Source organism: Salinicola salarius (genome assembly GCF_003206135.1).
Lineage (GTDB): Bacteria > Pseudomonadota > Gammaproteobacteria > Pseudomonadales > Halomonadaceae > Salinicola > Salinicola salarius.
In genome coordinates this window covers 1-21,906 of sequence record NZ_PZJT01000017.1, presented here as the reverse complement: position 1 = coordinate 21,906, position 21,906 = coordinate 1, and the positions used below count along the sequence as shown (strand labels likewise).

At 64.6% G+C, this 21,906-nt stretch carries 15 protein-coding genes; 3 read left to right on the top strand and 12 right to left on the bottom strand.

Annotated features, from left to right (window positions below):
• Nucleotides 1-43 precede the first annotated feature (43 nt).
• The 7 genes from DOM32_RS14900 to DOM32_RS14870 form a co-directional block, all read right to left on the bottom strand.
• Nucleotides 44-982 carry an urease accessory protein UreD gene (locus DOM32_RS14900; RefSeq protein WP_071231290.1) on the bottom strand — a complete coding sequence of 313 codons (939 nt, stop codon included), beginning with the start codon at nt 980-982 and terminating at the stop codon, nt 44-46.
• Nucleotides 979-1,674 (bottom strand): urea ABC transporter ATP-binding subunit UrtE, encoded by a 696-nt coding sequence (gene urtE, locus DOM32_RS14895; protein WP_110635821.1) that lies wholly within the window; start codon nt 1,672-1,674, stop codon nt 979-981. The genes DOM32_RS14900 and urtE overlap by 4 nt, the downstream gene beginning before the upstream one ends.
• Nucleotides 1,674-2,531, bottom strand: a complete 858-nt coding sequence (gene urtD, locus DOM32_RS14890) for an urea ABC transporter ATP-binding protein UrtD (RefSeq protein ID WP_110635817.1) — start codon at nt 2,529-2,531, stop codon at nt 1,674-1,676. Before urtD ends, urtE begins: the two co-directional genes overlap by 1 nt.
• Entirely contained in the window at nt 2,528-3,619 is a 1,092-nt protein-coding gene (gene urtC / locus DOM32_RS14885) for an urea ABC transporter permease subunit UrtC (protein WP_208625389.1), read from the bottom strand. Before urtC ends, urtD begins: the two co-directional genes overlap by 4 nt.
• A complete protein-coding gene (urtB, locus tag DOM32_RS14880) occupies nt 3,616-5,250 on the bottom strand; it encodes an urea ABC transporter permease subunit UrtB (RefSeq protein ID WP_110635814.1) in 1,635 nt (544 codons plus the stop codon). Before urtB ends, urtC begins: the two co-directional genes overlap by 4 nt.
• Before the next feature lie 92 nt (nt 5,251-5,342).
• Nucleotides 5,343-6,656 (bottom strand): urea ABC transporter substrate-binding protein, encoded by a 1,314-nt coding sequence (gene urtA, locus DOM32_RS14875; RefSeq protein ID WP_110635894.1) that lies wholly within the window; start codon nt 6,654-6,656, stop codon nt 5,343-5,345.
• Nucleotides 6,657-7,128: 472 nt separating this feature from the next.
• Entirely contained in the window at nt 7,129-8,928 is a 1,800-nt protein-coding gene (locus DOM32_RS14870; RefSeq protein ID WP_110635811.1) for an acyl-CoA dehydrogenase C-terminal domain-containing protein, read from the bottom strand.
• Nucleotides 8,929-9,350: 422 nt separating this feature from the next.
• Between DOM32_RS14870 and DOM32_RS14865 the strand changes: the two genes are divergently transcribed.
• Nucleotides 9,351-10,982 carry a BCCT family transporter gene (locus tag DOM32_RS14865; protein WP_071231297.1) on the top strand — a complete coding sequence of 544 codons (1,632 nt, stop codon included), beginning with the start codon at nt 9,351-9,353 and terminating at the stop codon, nt 10,980-10,982.
• Nucleotides 10,983-11,078: 96 nt separating this feature from the next.
• Here DOM32_RS14865 and DOM32_RS14860 read toward each other — a convergent pair whose 3' ends face one another.
• From DOM32_RS14860 to serS, 5 genes are all read right to left on the bottom strand, one after another.
• A complete protein-coding gene (locus DOM32_RS14860; protein ID WP_110635808.1) occupies nt 11,079-11,801 on the bottom strand; it encodes a 3'-5' exonuclease in 723 nt (240 codons plus the stop codon).
• Nucleotides 11,801-13,762 (bottom strand): DUF294 nucleotidyltransferase-like domain-containing protein, encoded by a 1,962-nt coding sequence (locus DOM32_RS14855; protein WP_071231299.1) that lies wholly within the window; start codon nt 13,760-13,762, stop codon nt 11,801-11,803. The genes DOM32_RS14860 and DOM32_RS14855 overlap by 1 nt, the downstream gene beginning before the upstream one ends.
• A gap of 136 nt (nt 13,763-13,898) precedes the next feature.
• A complete protein-coding gene (locus DOM32_RS14850; protein ID WP_071231300.1) occupies nt 13,899-14,828 on the bottom strand; it encodes a 2-hydroxyacid dehydrogenase in 930 nt (309 codons plus the stop codon).
• Nucleotides 14,829-14,907: 79 nt separating this feature from the next.
• The gene (cobA, locus tag DOM32_RS17945) at nt 14,908-15,726 is read right to left on the bottom strand and encodes a uroporphyrinogen-III C-methyltransferase (protein ID WP_071231333.1); all 819 of its coding nucleotides are present in this window, start codon (nt 15,724-15,726) and stop codon (nt 14,908-14,910) included.
• A gap of 614 nt (nt 15,727-16,340) precedes the next feature.
• Entirely contained in the window at nt 16,341-17,618 is a 1,278-nt protein-coding gene (gene serS, locus DOM32_RS14840; RefSeq protein ID WP_110635805.1) for a serine--tRNA ligase, read from the bottom strand.
• A gap of 312 nt (nt 17,619-17,930) precedes the next feature.
• On the opposite strand from serS, the gene DOM32_RS14835 reads away from it, so the two are divergent.
• The gene (locus tag DOM32_RS14835) at nt 17,931-21,155 is read left to right on the top strand and encodes an FAD-binding and (Fe-S)-binding domain-containing protein (protein ID WP_110635891.1); all 3,225 of its coding nucleotides are present in this window, start codon (nt 17,931-17,933) and stop codon (nt 21,153-21,155) included.
• Between the two features lie 246 nt (nt 21,156-21,401).
• Complete coding sequence (trxC, locus tag DOM32_RS14830) at nt 21,402-21,845, top strand: thioredoxin TrxC (RefSeq protein ID WP_110635802.1); 444 nt, start codon at nt 21,402-21,404, stop codon at nt 21,843-21,845.
• Nucleotides 21,846-21,906 lie beyond the last annotated feature (61 nt).

The window sequence follows — 21,906 nt, the reverse complement described above, 5'->3', positions numbered from 1 at the left end:
GTCGGGCTGCTTCGACCAGTATCCGTCGCCGTCGGCATGATGATTACGTGTACCAGATCCGCGGCTCGCACGCCTCGCGGCCGACCAGTAGCGGCCTGAGCACATGCCAGGCCGCCTGGCAAAGCGCCCACGCTTCATTGCGCGAATCGCCGAGATAACGCAGCAGCAGCACGCCATGACGCTGGGTCACGGCCCAGTTCGGGCTTGCCGATAGCGCGTCTCGCACCGCTTTCACCGCCTGGCTCGGATCCGTCAGGCCGGCTGCCCACAGTGTCGCCTGGACCGTCGCGCCGCCCTGCCCCCACCGCCCCGAAAAGCGCCGGTGCAGCGGGTCCAGCGGTTGCCGCTCGAGCCATAGCGGCCGACCGTCGTGAAGCAATTGAAAGCGCTGCTCGATGCGACCGCTCTCGAACGGGAGAGCGCTGGCCGGACGCCCCAGCGCCATGATCTCCCACCCCAGGCAGCGCGCATTGCCCGTCAGCGAGATCTCGGTGCGCTGTTCCCCTTTCGAACCGTCGAAGGCGATCGTTTCCTGGGGCAGCCACTCCAGCAACCCGCCATCCTCGACCTCGAGCCGGTTGGTCTGGGACCAGACCACGCCGTGACTGTCCGCCCGATAGAGCTTGGTCGCCGCCGGCGTGGTCAGCACGGCATGCGCCGAAGCCTCGACGTTCACGTCGATCTTGAGGGCATCGCCGCTGACCAGTCCCCCCGGCGGATGCAGCAGGTAGACATGGCACGGATCGGCCAGCCCGGCCCGGGGCGATTCCGGATAGAACGACCGCTGCACCCGCAAGGGGCCGTGATGTCGCGCTCGGGTCAATCGCGTGCGCCTCATTGGCGCCGCGCCGTTGGATGCCGCGTCCATGGTGCGAACCGCAAACGCGAGCGACAGCGACGCCTCCCAACGCCGGGTCGCATCGAACCGGTGCCCCGAATCGGCGGGGGCCGCCTGCCAGTGGCATGAAGGATCTACCGTCATACTGTCAGATGCCGCTTGATCAGGTCGTCGCTCAGTTCGGCGATATCGCCACCGGCCACCGCCTGGCCACGATCCATGATCATGAACTTGTCGGCGTACCGCCGGGCGAAAGGCAGTTTCTGCTCGACCAGCAGCACGGTCAGGCCATCCTCGCGATTGAGACGCCGGATGACTTCGCCGATCTGCGCGACGATGTTGGGCTGAATGCCCTCGCCCGGCTCGTCGAGGATCAACAGCCTGGGGTCGAGCACCAGCGCCCGACCGATCGCCAATTGCTGCTGCTGGCCGCCGGAGAGGTCGCCACCGCGACGATAGCGCATCTCCTTGAGCACCGGGAACAGCTCGTAGATACGCTCGGGAATCCGGCGCTGCCTGTCTCTTCTCGCCGGCAGGCCGATGCGCAGGTTCTCCTCGACCGACAGGGTGGCGAAGATCTGACGCCCCTGGGGCACATAGCCGATCCCCAAGCCCGCCCGCGCTTCGGGTCTTCGCTTGAGCAGTTCCTCGCCGTCGAAGCGAATCGCCCCGCTGCGCGCCGCCACCTCGCCCATCACCGTCTTGAGCAGCGTCGTCTTGCCGACGCCATTGCGTCCCATGACGCAGGTACAGCGGCCGGCGGGCACATCGAGCGACAGGTCGCGGAGGATGTGACTTTCGCCGTAGTACTGATTGAGCTTGTCGACGCTCAGCATCAGGCCGCCTCCTCGTCGCCGCCGAGATAGACCTCGATCACCCGCGGGTCGCTGGCGACCTCGTCCATGGTCCCTTCCGCCAGCACACTGCCCTGGTGGAGCACCGTGACCTGCCTGGCGATCGAACGCACGAAGCCCATGTCGTGTTCGACGACGACCACCGACTGCTGGCCTACGAGGCGCGTCAGCAACTCGGCGGTGCGGTGCATCTCCGGCTCGGTCATGCCGGCGACGGGCTCGTCCACCAGCAGCAGGCGGGGCCGCTGCATCAGCAGCATACCGATCTCGAGCCACTGCTTCTGCCCGTGCGACAGCACGCCGGCCAGGCGATGCCGCGCCGAGGCCAGGCCGATGGTCTCGAGCACCTCGTCGATACGCGCCTGGCCTTCCCGGTCGAGACGGGCCAGCAAGGTCTTCCAGACCCGTCGGTCGCCGGCCATCGCCAGTTCCAGGTTCTCGGTCACGTCGAGTGCCTCGAAGACCGTGGGCTTCTGGAACTTGCGGCCGATTCCCAGATTGGCGATCTGCGGTTCGTCCAGCGTCAGCAGGTTGTGTCGGCTGCCGAACCAGACCTGGCCGTGATCCGGTCGGGTCTTGCCGGTGATGATGTCCATCATCGTCGTCTTGCCGGCCCCGTTGGGGCCGATGATGCAGCGCAGCTCGCCGTCATCGATGGTCAGGTTGAGCCGATTGATGGCCTGAAAGCCGTCGAAGCTGACGCTGACGTCCTCCAGGTAGAGAATCGGGCCGTGGCGCACGTCCACCGGAGACTGCGCCGGCGCCATGAAGTCGAAAACACGATCCGGACGGGCGAATTCCCGCAACCTGTCGAAGCGAGTGCTATCGATCACGCTCATGCGCTCACCTCCTGTCGATCCTGCTCTTCTCCATCGCGACGCTTCCCGCACCAGGCCGAGATCACCCCGGCAATGCCCTGCGGCAGCAGCATCGTGACCAGCACGAACAGTCCCCCGAGAATGAACAGCCAGGCATCCGGCATCACCCCGGTCAGCACCGTCTTCAGGTAATTGACCACCAGCGCCCCCAGCAGCGCGCCATAGAGCGTCGCCCGCCCGCCGAGCGCCACCCATACCACCACCTCGATCGAGAACAGCGGCGCGAAGGTACTGGGATTGATGATCCCCACCTGGGGAACGTAGAGCGCACCGGCCACCCCGGCGATCATCGCCGAGACCACGAACAGCGCCAGCTTGACGTGGTCGACCCGGTAGCCGATGAAGCGCACCCGGGCCTCGGCATCGCGGGTCGCCACGCTGACCCGGCCAAGGCGTGACACCGTGATCGCTCGACACAGCCAGAACGCCAGCAGCACTGCCATGCCGGACGCCACGAACAGCGCTACGGTCATCCCCTCGCTCGCGAGCGAAAAGCCCAGCAGCTCGTAGAAACGCGTCAGCCCGGTACTGCCGCCCATGCCCATCTCGTTGCGATTGAACGCCAGCATCAGCGCGAAGGTCAGCGCCTGGGTGATGATCGAGAAGTAGACCCCGGTCACCCGCGAGCGAAACGCCAGCCAGCCGAATACCAGCGCCAGCAGACCCGGCGCCAGCAGGATCGCCAGTGCCGCCACCGGGAAGTAGGCCATGATCGACTGCCAGCCGGGCAGCGGTGAGGTCTGCGCGTTGAGATAGAGCCCCATCGCATAGCCGCCCAGGGCAAAGAAGGCGCCATGTCCCAGGCTGAGAATGCCGAGATAGCCCCAGATCAGATCCACTGCCAGCGCCAGCAGCATGTAGGTGAAATACTTGCCGAGCAGCGATACCGTCGCGTTGCTGACGTGCCAGGCGCTCGATTCCGGCAAGGCGTTCAATACCAGCACCACCAGCATGCCGACGATCAGCACCAGGCTGGTCAACAGCGTCGAGCGGGAAAGGAACGCCTGACGCGACCGATCACGTTCGTGCAATAAGGTTTGGGTCGTCATGAGGTCCGCCCCTTGGGTGCAAAGATGCCCTGCGGGCGCTTCTGGATGAACAGGATCACGCCCACCAGCACGATGATCTTGGCCAGTACCGCGCCGACCCAGGGCTGCAGCACCTGATTGATCACGCCGAGCGACATGCCGGCCACCAGCGTTCCCCACAGGTTGCCGACCCCGCCGAAGACCACGACCAGGAAGGAGTCGACGATATAGCCCTGCCCCAGGTTGGGGCCGACGTTGGTCAACTGGGACAGGGCGACCCCCGCCAGCCCGGCGACGCCAGCACCCAGCCCGAACGTCAGCATGTCGACACGGGTGGCACGTACGCCCATGGCGCGGGCCATCGCCCGGTTCTGGGTTACCGCACGCACCTCCAGCCCCAGCCGGGTATAGCGCATCAGCGCCCACAGGCCGGCAAAGACCACCAGGCAGAACAGCAGCACCGCCAGCCGGTTGAGGGTCAACGACAGCGCCTCGTTGATCTGCCACGCCCCTTGCAGCCAGTCCGGCGAGGTGACGCGACGATTGAGCGGCGAGAACACGCTGCGCACCAGCTGCTGCAGGATCAGGCTGAGGCCGAAGGTGGCCAGCAGCGTCTCCAGCGGACGGCCTTTCAGGAAGCGGATCACGGTGCGTTCGATCACCACCCCGAACGCACCGGCAACCAGGAAGCCGCCGGGAATGGCCAGCGCCAGCGCCAGTCCCGGCTGCCCCGGTAGTGCCTGCTGGATCATCCAGGTGGTATAGGCGCCGATCATGATCAGCTCGCCATGGGCCATGTTGATCACGCCCATGACGCCAAAGGTGATCGCCAGACCGATCGCCGCCAGCACCAGAATCGAACCGGCACTGAGGCCGAAGAACAGCGTCTGTGCACGGTCGTACCAGGCGCGCTTGCTCTCGATGCCGCCAAGGACCGACTGCGCCTCGGCGGCGAGCTCGGAATCACCGGCGGCGATCGGGGTCAACGTGTTGCGCACCCGCGTATCGAGATTGCCGCGCAGGGTTTCTAACGCGTCGATATCGCCTTGCTGGACATCGTAGAGCGCCAGCGCGACATCGAGCTGGCCGCGAACGGATTGGCTCTCCTCGTCGTCGCGCATGGCGCGCACGCTATCGGCGTTGTCGGCCGAGACTTCGCCGATCATACGCCCGGCGGCCGCCAGCCGAGAAGCCTCGTCGCCGGCGCTCAGGGAGAGCGAGGCCAGCAGCCCCTGGATACGGGTGCGCAGATCGTTGTTGATCTTGAACGCCTGGACCGTGCGTCGTGTGCCGGTACCGGCGTCCTCGAACGTGATGGCATCGATGATCGGCCACTCGCGGCCGCTGTCATCGGTGATGATGTAGAAACGCTCGCCGCGACGCTCCTTGCCCAGGCGGCCGTCGAGCAGTGCCTGCAGCCAGCGCGTCTTCTGCTCGGCGCCGCTCTCGGCGATCGCCTGGGCGGCGTCGCCCTTGGCCTGGAAGCTGCGCGTGTCGAGCGCTTCCAGCAGCGCTCGGGCCTGCGCATCACTGACAGCGGCCGCCGCCGTCTGGCTAACGGAAAGGCCCCATGCCATCAGCAGGCACAGCAGCACGGAATGCATCAGCAGGCGCGTCAGACAACGGCTTGCCAAGTGTTGAGTCTTGATCATGTTCGTTCCTCGACACCGCCCTTTCGGTGCGGCGTCAGACCCAGGTTCTGCTCGATGCCGCCGGCGCCCGTTCGAGCGCCGGCGGCCTGGCTTCATTCGGCGCCCGGGCCGTCTTCGCAGGTCATCGACTCGACGTCGAGCTTGCCGCAGCGCAGCGGTGCTCTCCAGTCGCTGATCAGGTTCTTGGAATCCGGCAGATAGTCCGACCAGGCATCGCCGGCAACCGTCGTCGGCGTCTGCCAGACTACGCTGAACTGCCCGTCGTCCTGGATCTCGCCGATCATCACCGGCTTGGTGATGTGGTGGTTGGGCATCATGGTGGAAGCGCCGCCCGAGAGATTGGGCACGGTCACGCCGATGATCGAATCCTTGACCGCGTCGACATCAGTGGTCCCGGCCTTCTTGACTGCCTGGGCCCACATGTTGAAGCCGATGTAATGCGCCTCCATCGGATCGTTGGTCACCGCTTCGTCATTGCCGGTGTAGGCGACCCAGTCGTCGATGAAGTCATAGTTGGCGTCGCTGTCGACGCTCATGAAGTAGTTCCACGCCGCCATGTGCCCGACCAGCGGTGCGGTATCGATACCGGTCAGCTCCTGCTCGCCCACCGAGAACGCGACAACGGGAATGTCGCCCGCCGAAATGCCCTGGTTGGCGAGTTCGTTGTAGAACGGCACGTTGGCATCGCCGTTGATGGTCGAGACGACGGCGGTCTTCTTGCCCTGGCTGCCGAAATCTTTGACCTGCGAGACGATCGACTGCCAATCGCTGAAACCGAACGGCGTGTAGTTGATCATGATGTCGTCGCCGGCGACGCCGTTGGCCTTGAGATAGGCTTCGAGGATCTTGTTGGTGGTGCGCGGGTAGACGTAATCGGTGCCCAGCAGCGCCCAGCGCTCGACACCCTGGCTCATCAGGTAGTCGACGGCCGGGATCGCCTGCTGATTGGGCGCGGCGCCGGTGTAGAAGATATTTTCCGAGGACTCCTCGCCTTCGTACTGCACCGGGTAGAACAGCAGCCCGTTGAGCTCCTCGACCACCGGCAGCACCGCCTTGCGGGAGGCCGAGGTCCAGTTGCCGAAGATGACGTCGACGCGATCGTCGCCGGTCAGCATGTCGCGAGCCTGTTCGGCGTAGAGCGACCAGTCCGATGCCGGGTCCATCACCACCGGCTCTAGCTGGCGACCGAGCAGACCGCCGGCGTCGTTCTGCTTGTCGATCAGCATCAGCATTTCGTCCTTGAGCGTCGACTCGCTGATGGCCATGGTGCCTGAAAGCGAATGCAGAATGCCGACACGGATCGGGCCTTCGTCCTGCGCCTGGGCAAGGGCGACGTTACCGAAGCCGGCAAGGCCCAGCGTCAGCCCGGAAGTGGCAATCAACTTGCGAAGGGAGGTTGTTGTCATCGGATTCTCCTGGTCGTGGTCATGACCCTTGGTGATCGGCCTGGCGATCATGGATATTCGCGCACCAGGCGCGGCTATCGATCCGAGAACCCTATGCATTTTCCGTGCCTTGATCGTCTTCCTCGCCATTCTTGTATACAAAAAAGAGAGAAAAGCGCGGTAAATTCCATCAATGGGCAAGAAATTGGTGCAAACAAAATTCCCTGGGCACCACAGGATTGTCGTTAATGGTGCATGAACCGCCGATGCCGCGCGGTCACCGCACCATTTTTAAACAAAAAGACAGCGCCATCATGGCTGGCGCTTCATGAGAGTGCATGAACAACCCGGCAGGCCGCCGAGGTCGGCTCGAAACGTTCTCGAACCGACACGGCGATAAGAAACGAAGAGGCGACGCCCGATGCGCGCCGCATGGCCCAGGAGTCGATGGGACTGGGGCCCGACGGGGCCGAGACAGTCGGCAGAGGCAGAATTAGAACAGGTGCCGATCCAGTGCCATCAACCCTTCCGGGCCGGCAGCGATCTGACGCTCCAGAGACTCGCTCCGCGGCAGCTGGCGCTCCAGGAAGTGCCGCCCCACGACCAGCTTCGCCTGGTAGAAGTCTTTCCCGGCCGGGCCGTTTCCGGACAGACCGCGATTTGCCGCGCGGGCGGCCTTGAACCACATCCAGGCATAGAGAGCGTGGCCCAGCAGATGCAGGTAATCGTGGGCCGCCGCCCCCGCGGCAGCCGGTTCCTTCCCGGCGGCCTCGATCAACGTGGCACTGACCCGCTCGAGCCTTTCCAGTTCACGCATCGCCGCCTCCTGGAACGGCCGCAGCGCCGGCTCGATATCATCGCCGCCGCCGAGATCTTCCCGCACCCGCTCGACGAGGCGCTTCACGTATGCTCCCCGATTGCGCGTCAACTTGCGCCCGACCAGATCCATCGCCTGGATGCCGTTGGTGCCTTCGTAGATCATCGCGATACGGGCATCGCGCACGTACTGTTCCGCGCCCCATTCGACGCAGTAGCCATTGCCGCCATAGAGCTGCTGCGCCTCCACCGTGGCCGCGAAGCCGCGATCGGTGAGGAACGCCTTGGCTACCGGGGTCAATAACGCGACCAGATCCGCCGACGCGTCACGCACCTCGACATCGGGATGGTACTTGGCCCGGTCGAGCTCGCTTGCCACGAACGCCGCGAACAGTCGGCCCCCTTCATTCCAGGCGCGGGCGTCAAGCGCCATGCGCCGCACGTCGGGGTGGACGAGAATCGGATCGGCAGCCTGGTCCGGCTCGGCAGCGCCGCCGGGCGCCCGACTCTGGCGCCGCTCGCGAGCGAACGCCATCGCGCCCTGATAGGCGACGTCGCCCAACCCCAGCCCCTGGAGTCCGATCGAGAGCCGCTCGTAGTTCATCATGGTGAACATGGTCGCCAGCCCCTGGTGCGGCTCGCCGATCAGGATGCCTCTGGCCTCATCGAAATGCATGACACAGGTGGCGCTGCCCTTGATCCCCATCTTGTGTTCGAGGCCGCCACAAACCACACCGTTGGGCTCGCCGAGCGAGCCATCTTCGTGTACGCGACGCTTGGGCACCAGGAACAGCGAGATACCCTTGGCACCTGCCGGCGCATCCGGCAACTTGGCCAGTACCAGGTGCACGATATTCTCGGTCAGGTCATGCTCGCCGCCGGTGATCCAGATCTTGCTGCCGGTGATGGCATAGCCGCCGCTGCCATCGGGCACGGCGCGAGTCTTGATGAGCCCCAGGTCGGTGCCGCAGTGCGGCTCGGTCAGACACATGGTGCCCAGCCACTCTCCGGCATAGAGCCGCGGCAGATAGAGCGCCTTGGTGGCCTCGTCGGCGTAGGCATCGAGCAGCAGTCCGGCGCCGTTGTTGAGCGCCAGATAGAGCGCGAAGCTCGCGTTGCTGGCATAGAGCATTTCGTCGAAAGCCTGGGTCAGCAGCTTCGGCAGACCCTGCCCGCCATGGTCGGGGTTGCCTCCCAGTCCGCACCAGCCGCCTCGTGCCAGTTCGAGAAAGGCCTCCCTGAACCCGGCCGGCGTCCTTACCTTGCCGCCTTCGAAAAGGCACCCTTCGGCGTCGCCGCGCTGGTTGAGCGGAAACAGCTCGGCCTCGACGAGGCGCCCGGCCTCTTCGAGGATGGCATCGGCGAGTTCGGCGTTGAGTTCGGCGGTGGACGGCATCGCCTGCCATTCCTGCTCGGCATGGAATACTTCGTCGCGAACGAAGCGCATGTCTTCGAGCGGTGCACGATAATCGGCCATTGGAACTCTCCCGGCGGGCTTCAAACATTCGTTTCAATATGGCCATGACTATAAGGGAGAAGAGCGGCGGCCTTCACTCTGACCTTGGTCTAGACCTTTGCCTGAAAAGCGCCTGCGCTTATCGGCTTCCCATACTGCATCCGGCCTTCCCTCCCGTGCCGAACGCTGCCATTGGCGACGTCTTTCACCGTATCTGCGGCAGGAAGCGCTAAGATTACTTCGAGACGGTTGGAACGACCGACTTGATTCAGGATAATTGGCAACTTGCGTGTTCCCGCGGATACGTCAGACTGAGAGTTCTGCCCACCGGCCGAGCGCTCTCTGGCATGACGCCCGAACGACGCAAGGGAGCGCAAGGGATCGTCGCCATTCGCCACGCGAGTGCGACCTTGAATAGACTCATCAAAGAATGGAGACGGCTAGTGGCTCAAGACACCGACAATCAGCCGGATGCGCCGCAAGAAGGCATACCGGCACCCGAGGGTCCCGCCAATCTCATCGATACCGATTATGTGATTGGGCAGGACAATATCCAGACCAACAAGTTTGGTTTCAACGTCGATCTGCACGGCAAGGTCTTCTCGATCTCGTCGCTGCTGATTCTGTTTTTCGTCATCATCACGTTGGCGCTGCCGGATCAGATGGGCCCGCTGTTCAACGGGGCGAAAGGCTTTCTGACCGACAACCTGAGCTGGCTGTTCCTGTTCGCCGCCAATATCTTCGTGCTGGTTTCCGTCGTACTGATCTTCACACCGCTGGGTAAGGTGAGAATCGGTGGCCTGCATGCCAAACCGGATTTCAGCTACGCCGGCTGGTTTGCCATGCTGTTCGCAGCGGGCATGGGTATCGGGCTGATGTTCTACGGCGTCTCCGAACCGATCACGCACTTCGGCACGTCCATTTCCGGTGATTCCTGGGCGCCGCTGGGGGGCGCAGAAGGCGATCAGGCCGCCGCGCAATCCCTGGCCATGGCTGCCACCATCTTCCACTGGGGCCTGCATCCGTGGGGCATCTACGCGGTCGTCGCGCTGTCGCTGGCTCTCTTTTCCTTCAACAAGGGCCTGCCGCTGACCATGCGCTCGATCTTCTACCCGATTCTGGGTGAGCGGATCTGGGGCTGGCCGGGTCACGTCATCGACATCCTGGCGGTGTTCGCCACGCTGTTCGGCTTGGCGACGTCTCTGGGTCTCGGTGCTTCCCAGGCCTCCGCCGGCCTCAACTACCTGTTCGGCATCCCCAATACCGACGTGACCATGGTGCTGCTGATCATCGGTATCACGCTGGTTGCGCTGACGTCGGTCATGCTGGGTGTCGACAAGGGCGTCCAGCGCCTATCGCAGATCAACATGGGCCTGGCCTTCCTGCTGCTGCTGTTCGTGATCATCGTCGGCCCGACGCTGCTGATCGCTACCGGCTTCTTCGAGAACATGGTGTCCTACATCACGAACCTGCCGGCGCTCTCCAACCCGTTCGGCCGTGACGATACCAACTTCGTCCATGGCTGGACCGCCTTCTACTGGGCCTGGTGGATCTCCTGGTCACCGTTCGTCGGCATGTTCATCGCCCGCGTCAGCCGGGGTCGTACGGTGCGCGAGTTCCTGATCGCCGTGCTGCTGGTGCCCACCGTCGTTTCCGTTCTGTGGATGACGGCTTTCGGTGACACCGCGATCGACCAGCTTGCCAACCAGGGCTTCGAAGGCGTCAAGAATGCCGCGCTGGAGCTGCAGCTGTTCACCATGCTGGGCCAGCTGCCGCTGACGACGATCACCTCGTTCGTCGGCATCATTCTGGTCATGGTGTTCTTCATTACCTCCTCCGACTCCGGCTCGCTGGTCATCGACTCGATCACTGCCGGCGGCAAGGTCGACGCACCGAAGCCGCAGCGCGTGTTCTGGGCGCTGATCGAAGGTGCCATTGCCATCGCGCTACTGCTGGGCGGCGGATTGACGGCACTGCAGGCCGCGGTCATTGCTACCGGCCTGCCGTTCACCATCGTTCTGCTGGCCGCATGCTATGCGATCATTCAGGGGCTGCGTTCCGAACCCCGCTATTGATGGCATCGTAGACGGTGAATCGAAAAAAGCGGGCGGCTCATGGAGCCGCCCGTTTTGCGTTGAAGTCTCGTTATCCCCTTCCCGGCTCGTGCCGGCCTACCGCCATAGCGCGCTGACCGGCGTGCCCCAATCGTAGTGATAGAGAATCTGAGCCTGCAGCAGTTCCGCCGTGGCCAGCGAGTCCACCAGAGCGTGGTGCCCGGTATAGGCGGGAAGATGGTAGCGCTGGCGACTCTCGTGAAGACGAATCGAGGCCATGGGCCGCCCCGCCCAGCGCCGCAGCCTGGCCCACCAGGACTGGCGATGAATCCGTGCTTCCAGCGACATGGTGTCGATCATCGGCATCAGCAGGCCATCGCCCAGCCGTTCCCGAATCGCGGCATCGAGGAAAGTCCGCTCCAGCTGGCGATAGTGCACCACGACCAGCCGGCCGGCGAGCAGTGCCAGCAGCTCGTCGATGATCGAGGCAAAATCGGGGGCATCCGCCACTTCCGCGTGGGTGATATGGTGAAAGGCCACCGATTCATCGCTCAACTGGCGCCGCGGCGACAATACCCAGTACTTGCCATCCGCGGGACGGATTCGCGACAGGGTGAACGGCATCACGCCGACACTGACGATGTCGTGACGGCTGCCGTCCAGGCCGGTGGTCTCGAAGTCCATGGCCACCAGCGGCGCCTCGCCGATCGGCATGTCGGGGTCCAGCGTACCCTGCGCGAAGAAGCTGGCCAGCCGCGGCACACCGGTCTGTTGCGCGCGGGCCGCCATGTAGTCGGGCCAGTTCGGCCGAGAGCTTCCTTTCGAGCCCAGGCGCGGCATCAGCGACGACTCCGGGACGAGGCCTTGCCGCCCGACTGGGCAGCACCCTTCGACGCCCCCTGCCTGGACGGCATGGTGTAGCGGAAGGAGAGAAATTTCTGGGCGTTGCTGATCGCTTCGAAGGCATCCTTGAGATGATGACGCTCACGGCTGTCGATATTTTCCGGATCGATGCTGTTGTCGGGCTCGGCGCCCCGCTCGATTGCATCGGCCTGATGGCGAATGCGCACCATCGACATGAATTCGAAGGCATAGCGTAGACGCTCGGTGACGCCGTCCGCCAACAGCTTCGTCTGGGCGATATCGTCGAGACGGGCGAAGCTGTTCTGGGCTTTCGAGCCGCAGGCCAGCGCATGGACGCGCACCAGATCCGTCAATGGCGCGGTGCCACGGCGCTTGAGATTGATCGACTTGCGGTGCTCGCCATCCTGCTCCATGACGAACTTGCGGAAGAAGCCCAGCGGCGGTGTCCGGTTCTTGGCATTGCGCGCCAACGCCGCGAGAAACACCGGGCGCTGAGGGGCCAGTTCGGCGATCAGATCCTGCAGCGACTCGACCATGGGCGCCTCGCCATGCACCGGGGCCAGGTCGAAGAAGATGGAGCTGTGCAGCAGCCGTTCGCCGTTGGGCTCGTCCATCCACTCGGTAAAATACTGCTTCCAGACCGCCAGCGGCTTTCGCCAGCGCGGATTGGTCGCCATCACGTCGCCCTTGCAGTACGGATAGCCGCAGGCGTCGAGGCCATCGCAGACGAACCTGGCCAGCGCCTCGAAATACTCTCCGTGCCGCTCGGGATCGTAGTCGTCATGGAGAACCAGCGCGTTGTCCTGGTCAGCATTGATGGTCGGCTCCTCCCGCGCCATCGACCCCAGCACCATGAAGCAGTAGGGTATCGGTGCCGGGCCCAGCTCGGCCTCCGCCAGCTCGATCAGGCGCTGCGTGAAAGCCCGGCCGATCGTTGCGAGCGCCCGGCAGACCATCTCCGAATTGGCGCCGTCGGCGACCATGCGCACAAATCCCGTGCGAACCTCGGGCGACAGCCTCGCAAGCTGTTCCGGCGTATTCTGAACGAAGATGTTGTTGACCAGAAACAGACTGCTGTGGGTCTCGTGACGAACGATATCGGAAAGATGCAGCACGCCGACCGGCTGGCGACGATGCAGCACTGGCAGATGGTGAACTTGGTTGCGCAGCATGCTCAGCATCGCTTCGTAGACCGACTCGTCGGACTGGGTCACGATCAACTTTCGCGACATCACCTCGCCCACTGCCGTGTCGGACGACTTGCCCTCCGCCAGCACGCGGGTGCAGAAGTCGCGATCGGTGAGAATACCGTTGAGCTGCCAGTATCGGCCGTCACGCCCGGTGAACGTATAAGCGGACTGCGTCTCGGTGACGTCCACCACCAGCACGCAGGTGACGTTGGCATCGCGCATCTGCCGGGCCGCCTGCTGCAGGGACGTGGAGGCTTCGACCATCTGCGGCTGCCGGCTGATCAACTTGCGCACCCGGGTCGTCATCAGGCCGCTGTCGTCGCGCTGCTGTTCCACCGTCACCTTGAGACGCTGGCCACCGGTCTCCACGAACTCGGCGAAGTCGTCGTCCTCTTCGCAGATCGTCTCGAAGACATCGCCGGGGATGAAATAGATCAGCGTGTCCTCGATCGCGCTGACCGGGTAGCGCACCCGGCGGTTGCTGCGCATCAGATCCGAGTAGCCGAAGATATCGCCCTCGCTCAGGCGATTGAAAAGCCGGCCACTGCGCTGATACATCTCGACCGCGCCGCTACGGATGTACCACAGGGAGTCGATCGGCTGGTCCTTGACCAGCAGCTCGCTGCCGGCCTGGAAGTAGCGAATCTCGACCTCGCCGGCAATGCGATCGAGCAACGCATCGGGGAGATTGTCGAACGGCGCGAACTGCGCCATATGGCTTCGGATATCCAACTGCTCAACGTTCATGCGCTCCTCCCCGTCGCGAAGGCTTATTGTCGAAGGGCCGAGAGATGGCGTCAACGACGGCTTGTCTTCTATCCGCTTGATCCGCCGGCAAAAACCGCCAATATCGCTCTCGGTCTGAAGAGCAAGAAGCCCCGGGTCAGCCACACTCGCGCGCGAGGGCGCGCAACCGATCGCAGGCGATTTCGAAGATACCCTGGGTCGAGACATCGGTCATGCCGCCGACATGCGGCGTCGCGATCACGTTCTGGGCGAATATCGGGTCTGCGGGATCGGGCGGCTCCTCCCAGAACACATCGAGCCCGGCGCCACCCAGCCGGCCCGAACGCAGCGCCTGCAACAGCGCATCCCGCTCGATCAGCCCGCCGCGCCCCAGATTGATCAGAAAGCTGCCCGGCTTGAAGGTCGCCAGGGAGGTCGCATCGATCAGATGATGGGTTTGCGGAGTATCCGGCAGCGTCAAGACGACGAAATCCGCCCGCGCCAGCAGCGTCGGCAGCTCTTCCAGCGTGCCCAACCAGGCAAGCCCGTGCCGTTCGGCGACCGCGGGATCGGCGTGGCGCTTGATCCCCAGCAGGGTCATGTCGAAAGCGTGCAGCCGCCTGGCCAGCGCCTGGCCCAGGCCCCCCAGCCCCACGATGCCCACTGTCTTGCCCTTGAGCCCCATCCCGATCGGTCCGCCCAGCTGGCGGTCGGCCAGAAACTCGGGAATTCGCTTCGCCTGTCGGGCCAGCCCCAGCATCATCCAGATGCCCAGCTCCGCCACGGAATCGGCGTTGCCCGAGATATCCGTCGGCACATTGGCGACCTCGATGCCCCGCGCCTCGGCCGCCTGCCGGTCGACGCCCTCCAGGCCGGCGCCGATCTGCTGTATCAGCTTGAGGCGGTCGGCCGTCGCCAGCAGCGGCGCATCCACGCGACTCATGGTCGGAATCAGCGCATCGAAACCCGCCAGGGTCTTCAACTCGTATCCGCCGGCCGCCACGAACTCGACATCGGGCAGAGCCTGCCGGAACTTGGCGAGAATGCCGGCCCAGGCATCCTCCTCGGCTGCAAATAGTACGCGCACGGGTGCCCTCTCATCGTGAATCGGAGAAAAATACCATGCCGGGTAACGGGTTCGGAGTAAATGGCGGGGCCAGCACTCTTCAGGCGCTATCGGCCTTCGATAACGGCATGGGATGCTTGCCTTCGACCCAGCCGAGGCTGCCGCTGTCGCTCGGCTGGAACCAGTCGAGGCGAGACGCCAGCGCGACCACGCTGCCGACGACGATCAATGTCGGCGGTCTTGGCTGATATTGATCGAGGCTCGGGGGCAGATGCCCGAGCGTGCCCAGATGCACACGCTGGTTGGCCGTCGTGCCCTGCTCGACCAGCGCCATCGGCGTGGCGGCATCGAGCCCGTGCGCCACCAGCCGCTCGCGAATCAGATCCAGCGCCCCCAGGCCCATGTAGAAGACCAGAGTCTGGCCGCTGCGGGCCAGTGCCGGCCAGTCGAGGTCACAACTGCCGTTCTTGAGATGACCAGTGACGAAGCGCACCGACTGGGCGTGATCGCGATGGGTCAACGGTATCCCGGCGTAGGCCGCGCAGCCGGACGCGGCGGTGATCCCCGGCACCACGTCGAAATCGACACCGGCTTCGACCAGCGTCTCCAGCTCTTCGCCGCCGCGACCGAAGATGAACGGGTCTCCACCCTTCAAGCGAACCACCCGGTTGCCCGCTTTCGCCCAATCGACCAGCGCCTGATTGATCCCCTCCTGCGGCACGCTGTGCCGGGAGCGCGCCTTGCCGACATAGAAGCGCTTCGCCTCCGGCCTGGCCAGCGCCAGAATCTCCTGACTGACCAGCCGGTCGTGAATCACCACGTCCGCGCGCTGCAGTTGCTTGAGCGCCTTCAGCGTCAGCAGTTCCGGATCGCCCGGCCCGGCGCCGACCAACGAGACATGCCCCCGCTGCCAGTGCATGCCGGCGGGTGCCGCCGCGTCCTGAACGGTCACTCTCGGCGGCAGCCGGACGCTGCATAGCGCTGGATGAGAAGGCACGAAAACGGCCACGCCTGCCTGCCGCGCCAGCGTCGCCATTCGACGATCGCGCTCGCCGTCACCACTGGCGACCAGCCATAGCTGACCGGCCGCGGGCACCGGTTCCGCGTCGTCCACCTTCCATCCTTGCGCCTGGCACAGGCGCGCCAGGGCCGGCATCGCCGAATTGGCGTGCACGATCACCGCCGGCACCAGCCCGGCAATACGCTGCGCCAGTGTCAGCGCTTCGCTGCCGCCACCGATGAGATGCACATCGAGACAGGCGGAGTCGTATTGAAGAGTGAGCGAGTCTGTCACGAGTCGGGCCGCTGGTCGGGAAGAAGAACGTGGCGCGTCGGGCTGAAGCGTATCCGGTCGAAGAACGCGCGGCTGAAGCATAGGACTAAAGCATAGAATTGAAGCATAGCCGGCAACGCCATCCTCGATGGATGAAGTGTACGGTTTCCCATGCGCACGATGAAGTAACGCTTTTTTGTAGAGTTATAACCAAACGATCCCTCATGCCATTTGGCTATGAGGGATCGTCGGCGACGGAATCAGTCGGCGTTGAAGCGAGTGATCCCGCCCATGTACGGCGCCAGCGCCGCCGGCACATCGATGCTGCCATCGGCGTTCTGGTAGTTTTCCAGCACCGCCAGCAGGCAGCGCCCCACCGCCAGGCCCGAGCCATTCAGGGTGTGCACCAGCTGCGGCTTCTTCTGATCCGGGCTGCGGAAGCGCGCCTGCATTCGCCGCGCCTGGAAGTCCTCGCAGTTGGAAACGGAGGAGATTTCCCGGTAGGTCGCCTGGCTCGGCAGCCACACTTCCAGATCGTAGGTCTTGGTGGCACTGGCGCCCATGTCGCCGGTGCACAGCGTCACCACGCGATACGGCAGCTCCAGCGCCTGCAGAATCGCCTCGGCATGACCGCGCATCTCTTCGAGCACGTCGTAGCTGGTCGCCGGGTCGACCACCTGCACCATCTCGACCTTGTCGAATTGGTGCTGGCGAATCATGCCCCGGGTATCGCGACCGTAGGCGCCGGCCTCGCTGCGAAAGCACGGCGTATGCGCAGTCAACTTCAGCGGCAACGACGCGTGATCGAGAATCTCGTCACGCACGAAATTGGTCAGCGGAACTTCGGCCGTCGGGATCAGGTAGTAGTCGCTGTCGCTCAGTCGGAACAGATCCTCGCCAAACTTGGGCAACTGGCCGGTGCCCGTCAGCGTCTCGGCGTTGACCATGTAAGGCACGTAGCACTCTTCGTAGCCGTGATCCTGCGTCTGCTTGTCGAGCATGAACTGGGCCAGCGCCCGGTGCAGACGAGCGATCGGCCCGCGCATCACGGCGAAACGCGAGCCGGTCAGCTTGGTTGCCATCTCGAAATCGAGATAGCCGAACCGGGCACCCAGGTCGACATGGTCGCGAACCTCGAAGTCGAATTCGCGTGGCGTTCCCCAGCGATGCAGCTCGACGTTCTCGCTCTCGTCGGCTCCCTCGGGAACGTCTTCATGAGGCAGGTTGGGCAGCCCGGCCACCAGATCGTCCCAGGCCTGCTGCACTTCGCCCAGCTCGCGCTTGGCGCGGTCGAGATCATCGCCGAGCTGACCCACTTCGGCGAGCAGCGGCTGGATGTCTTCGCCGGCGGCCTTGGCCTTGCCGATCGACTTGGAACGCACGTTACGCTCGTTCTGCAACTGCTCGGTCCGCGTCTGCAGCTCGCGACGCCGGGACTCGAGCGACTCGAGCTGTTCGGTGTCGAGAGTGAAGCCCCGCAGGGCCAGGCGTTGGGCGACGAACTGCGGATCGCTACGCAACAGCTTCGGATCGAGCATGACTGGGTTCCGTTGTTTGAAATAGACAGTTTGAAATAGACAGTTTGAAATCGAAAACCGTGACGACAGGAGACTGACCGAAGACGCAGGACGGCAGGTAACGTCTCGATGGTCACTCTTGCGAGGGAGATATTGTAGGGAAAACCCCATCCCGGCACCATGCGCCACCGGGGATTCGTGTCGCTGCCGCGCTTGGCGCGCTAAACTATCCGCCCTCGAGCGCCCCGGCGCCAAGAACCGATAACCTGCCGGATGGAATCCGTCCGGCGACGGCCGCCCGACCGGCCCGACGTGATGGCTTGATGCATGACGATGATTACACGCCTAGATCCGGCCAGTGCCGATCTCACCCTGCCCGAGCGCTATCGCCGCTTTCTCGCGGCGCTGGCCGATGCGGGTTTCCGGGGAGACATCGGCGACGATGCCGCCAACCGTACCGTGCTGGCGACGGACAACTCCATTTACCAGCGCTTGCCGATGGCGGTTCTCTACCCGCGCGACGCTGCCGATCTCGAACTGATCGCCCGCCTGCTCGGGCGCGAGGCGCACCGCGACATCGTGCTCGCCCCGCGTGGCGGCGGCACCGGCACCAACGGCCAGTCGCTGACCGACGGGCTGGTGGTGGACGTCTCCCGTTACATGAACCGGATCCTCGAGATCGACGTCGAGAACCGCCGCGTGCGGGTTCAGGCCGGCGTGGTCAAGGATCAGTTGAACGCCGCGCTCAAGCCCCACGGGCTGTTCTTTGCCCCGGAGCTCTCCACCTCCAACCGCGCCACGATCGGCGGCATGATCTCTACCGATGCCAGCGGCCAGGGCAGCTGCGAATACGGCAAGACGCGCAACCATGTGCTCGAGCTCGATGTCGTGCTGCCCGGCGGCGAGCGGCTCGAGAGCCGGCCGCTGGACGAAACGGCGCTGGCGGCCGCCTGCCAGCGCGACGACCGGGTCGGCGAGATCTACCGCGCGGTGAGCGACATCGCGACCACCGAGCGGGCGCGCATCGCTGAGGTCTTTCCACCACTCAACCGCTGCCTGACCGGCTACGACCTGGCGCACCTGACCGACGATCAGGGCCGCTTCGACCTCAACAGCGTCTTGTGCGGCGCCGAAGGCTCATTGGCGCTGCTCAACGAGGCGACGCTCAACGTATTGCCGCTGCCCAGGCACTCGACCCTGGTCAACGTGCGCTATGCGAGCTTCATGGATGCGCTGCGCGACGCCAAGGCGCTGGTGGCGGAAGGCAGTCCGACGTCGATCGAAACCATCGACGACCGTGTGCTGACACTGGCGATGGAGGATTTCGTCTGGGACAGCGTGGCGGAATTCTTCCCCGCCGTCGTTGGTGACAATGGCGAGCGCGGGACACCGATTCGCGGCATCAACCTGGTCGAGTTCAACGATGACGATCCGGCACGGCTGGCCGAGCGCGTTCAGGCGTTCGTCGAGCATCTCGGCTCGGATGCCGGCGTCGAACGGCTCGGCTACACCCTGGCCGAGGGCCGCCCGCAGATTGCCCGGGTCTATGCCATGCGCAAGCGCGCCGTGGGTCTGCTCGGTAACGCCAAGGTCGATGCCAAGGGCGAGAAACGCCCGATTCCGTTCGTCGAGGACACCGCGGTACCCCCCGAGCGGCTGGCCGACTACATCGCCGAGTTTCGCCAACTGCTGGACGCGCGCGATCTCGAATACGGCATGTTCGGCCACGTCGACGCCGGCGTGCTGCACGTCCGCCCCGCCATCGACATGAAGGATCCGGCGCAGGCACGCCTGATTCGCGAGATTTCCGACGAGGTGGCAGCATTGACCCAGCGCTACGGCGGGCTGCTGTGGGGCGAACACGGCAAGGGGGTGCGCTCCGAATATACGCCGCGCTTCTTCGGCGAACTCTACCCCGCGCTGCAACGGGTGAAGGCGGCCTTCGATCCGCACAACCAGTTCAACCCGGGCAAGATCGCGACACCGCTCTCTAGCCCGCCCGAAGACGCGGGCAGCGTGGAAGGTACAACCACGCATTCCGCAGCGTCGGGAGATAGGTCAGGCGAGATCGGCATCGTCGACGGACACGACCCGGGGCTGCTGGCGATCGACGGCATTACCACCCGCGGCGAGCTGGATCGTCAGATCGACGAGCGGGTCTGGCAGGAGAACGCCAGCGCCGTCTACTGCAACGGCAACGGCGCCTGCTACAACTACGACCCGGCCGATGCCATGTGCCCTTCCTGGAAGGCGACGCGTGAGCGCATTCATTCGCCCAAGGGGCGCGCCAGCCTGATGCGCGAGTGGCTGCGCCGTCAGGGCAACGCCGGTGTCGACGTGACCGAGGTAAGTCGAGCCCAGCGCCGCGGCGGCCTCGGCGCCTGGCTCCTGGCCCAGCCCGGCAAGATCGGGCGGTCGATCGCCCGGCGGCGCGGCGAGGCGGACTTCTCGCATGAGGTCCATGACGCCATGGCCGGGTGTCTGGCGTGCAAGTCCTGCGCTGGCCAGTGTCCGATCAAGGTCGACGTGCCGGATTTCCGCTCGCGTTTCCTCGAGAGTTACCACAGCCGCTACGCGCGCCCGCTGCGCGACTATCTGATCGGCGGGCTCGAGTTCGTCGTGCCGCATCTTCGTCCGGTGACGCCGCTCTACAACGCGCTGCTCGACAACCGCCTGGTCGACCGCTTCCTGGCGAAAGGCCTCGGCATCGTCGACAGCCCGAAACTCTCCCGCGCCAGCCTCGGGAAGACGCTCGCCGCCTGGGGCGTCGCCGAAGCCACGCCGCTGACGCTGGGCCGACTCACCGAGGCCCAGAAAAGCCGCAGCGTGGTGCTGGTGCAGGACGCCTTTACCAGCCACTTCGAATCGCGGCTGGTCATGGATGTGGTCGAGCTGCTGGGACGCCTCGATATTCGCGTTTTCGTGGCGCCCTTCCAGCCCAACGGCAAGCCACTGCACGTGCAGGGCTTCCTCGGTCGCTTCGAGCGAGTGGCGGAAAGACAGGCGGCCAGGCTCCGGGCGCTTTCCGGCTTCGGCGTACCGCTGGTGGGTATCGATCCGGCGATGACGCTCACCTACCGTCAGGAGTACGTCAAGACGCTCGGCCCGCAGGCCGTGCCCGAGGTACTGTTGCTGCAGGAGTGGCTACTGTCGCTGGGGCAGTCGATTCTGCCGCGAGGCTGGCGCGACGAGGCAACCGGTGCCGACCCCGGCTATCGCCTGATGAGCCACTGCACCGAGAAGACCAACGCGCCGGGCAGCCCCAGGGGCTGGCAACAGTTGTTCGCGCACTTCGGGCTTCAGCTGGATCTGGTCGCCACCGGCTGCTGCGGCATGTCCGGCACCTACGGGCACGAAGCGCGCAACCGCCAGACATCGGAGACGATCTACGACCTCTCCTGGCGCGAGCCGGTCGAGGATCAGGCCAACACCGGCCGGCTGCTGGCGACGGGCTACTCCTGCCGCAGCCAGGTCAAGCGACTCTCCGATCAGACACTGCCGCACCCGCTACAGGCGCTATTGAAATGGATCAAGATCGCGGATCGGTCTATTAATTGAGCCATATGAGAGGGTGTTTACAAAACAGGCGAATGAAGGCAAGACAAGGCAAAATTGGCCGAAAACACGGAGTTTACATGGGGTAAATGAGTATTCGAGGCCGATTTTAACGCTGGATTGTCGAGTGCAGCCCTTTTGTAAACACCCTCTGAGCCGTCGAGAAGAAACGGGGGGTTCGAAGACGAGCCCCAGCGCATCTGCATCCATTGACCGACCCTCCCCCTTCGCCAACCAGGAGCCAACCCCATGTCCGCCGCGAAGCATGTCGTTTGTCCGCACTGTCATGCCGTCAACCGAGTCGCCAGCGCGCGCCTGCGGGACGGCCCCCAGTGCGGGCGCTGCCACAACGCCCTGTTCGGCGACCAGCCGCTGACGCTGGATTCGGCCAACTTCGATCGCTTCGTGTCACGCAGCGACCTGCCGATCCTGGTCGATTTCTGGGCCGACTGGTGCGGCCCCTGCAAGGCGATGGCGCCAGGGTTCGCCCAGGCCGCCAGGGCGTTGTCGCCGAACGTCATCCTGGGCAAGCTGGATACCGAAGTCGCGACGGATATCGCCTCGCGATTCGGTATTCGCAGCATCCCGACGCTGATCCTGTTCCGCGGCGGGCGAGAGATCGCGCGCCAGGCCGGTGCCATGGGCTCCGCGGATATCGTCAACTGGACCCAGCGACAACTCGCCACACCCTGAAGCCTTCTTTGCCTTCGATTCGGCATTGCATCAATGCAATGCCGCCGCTAGTTGTGATCTC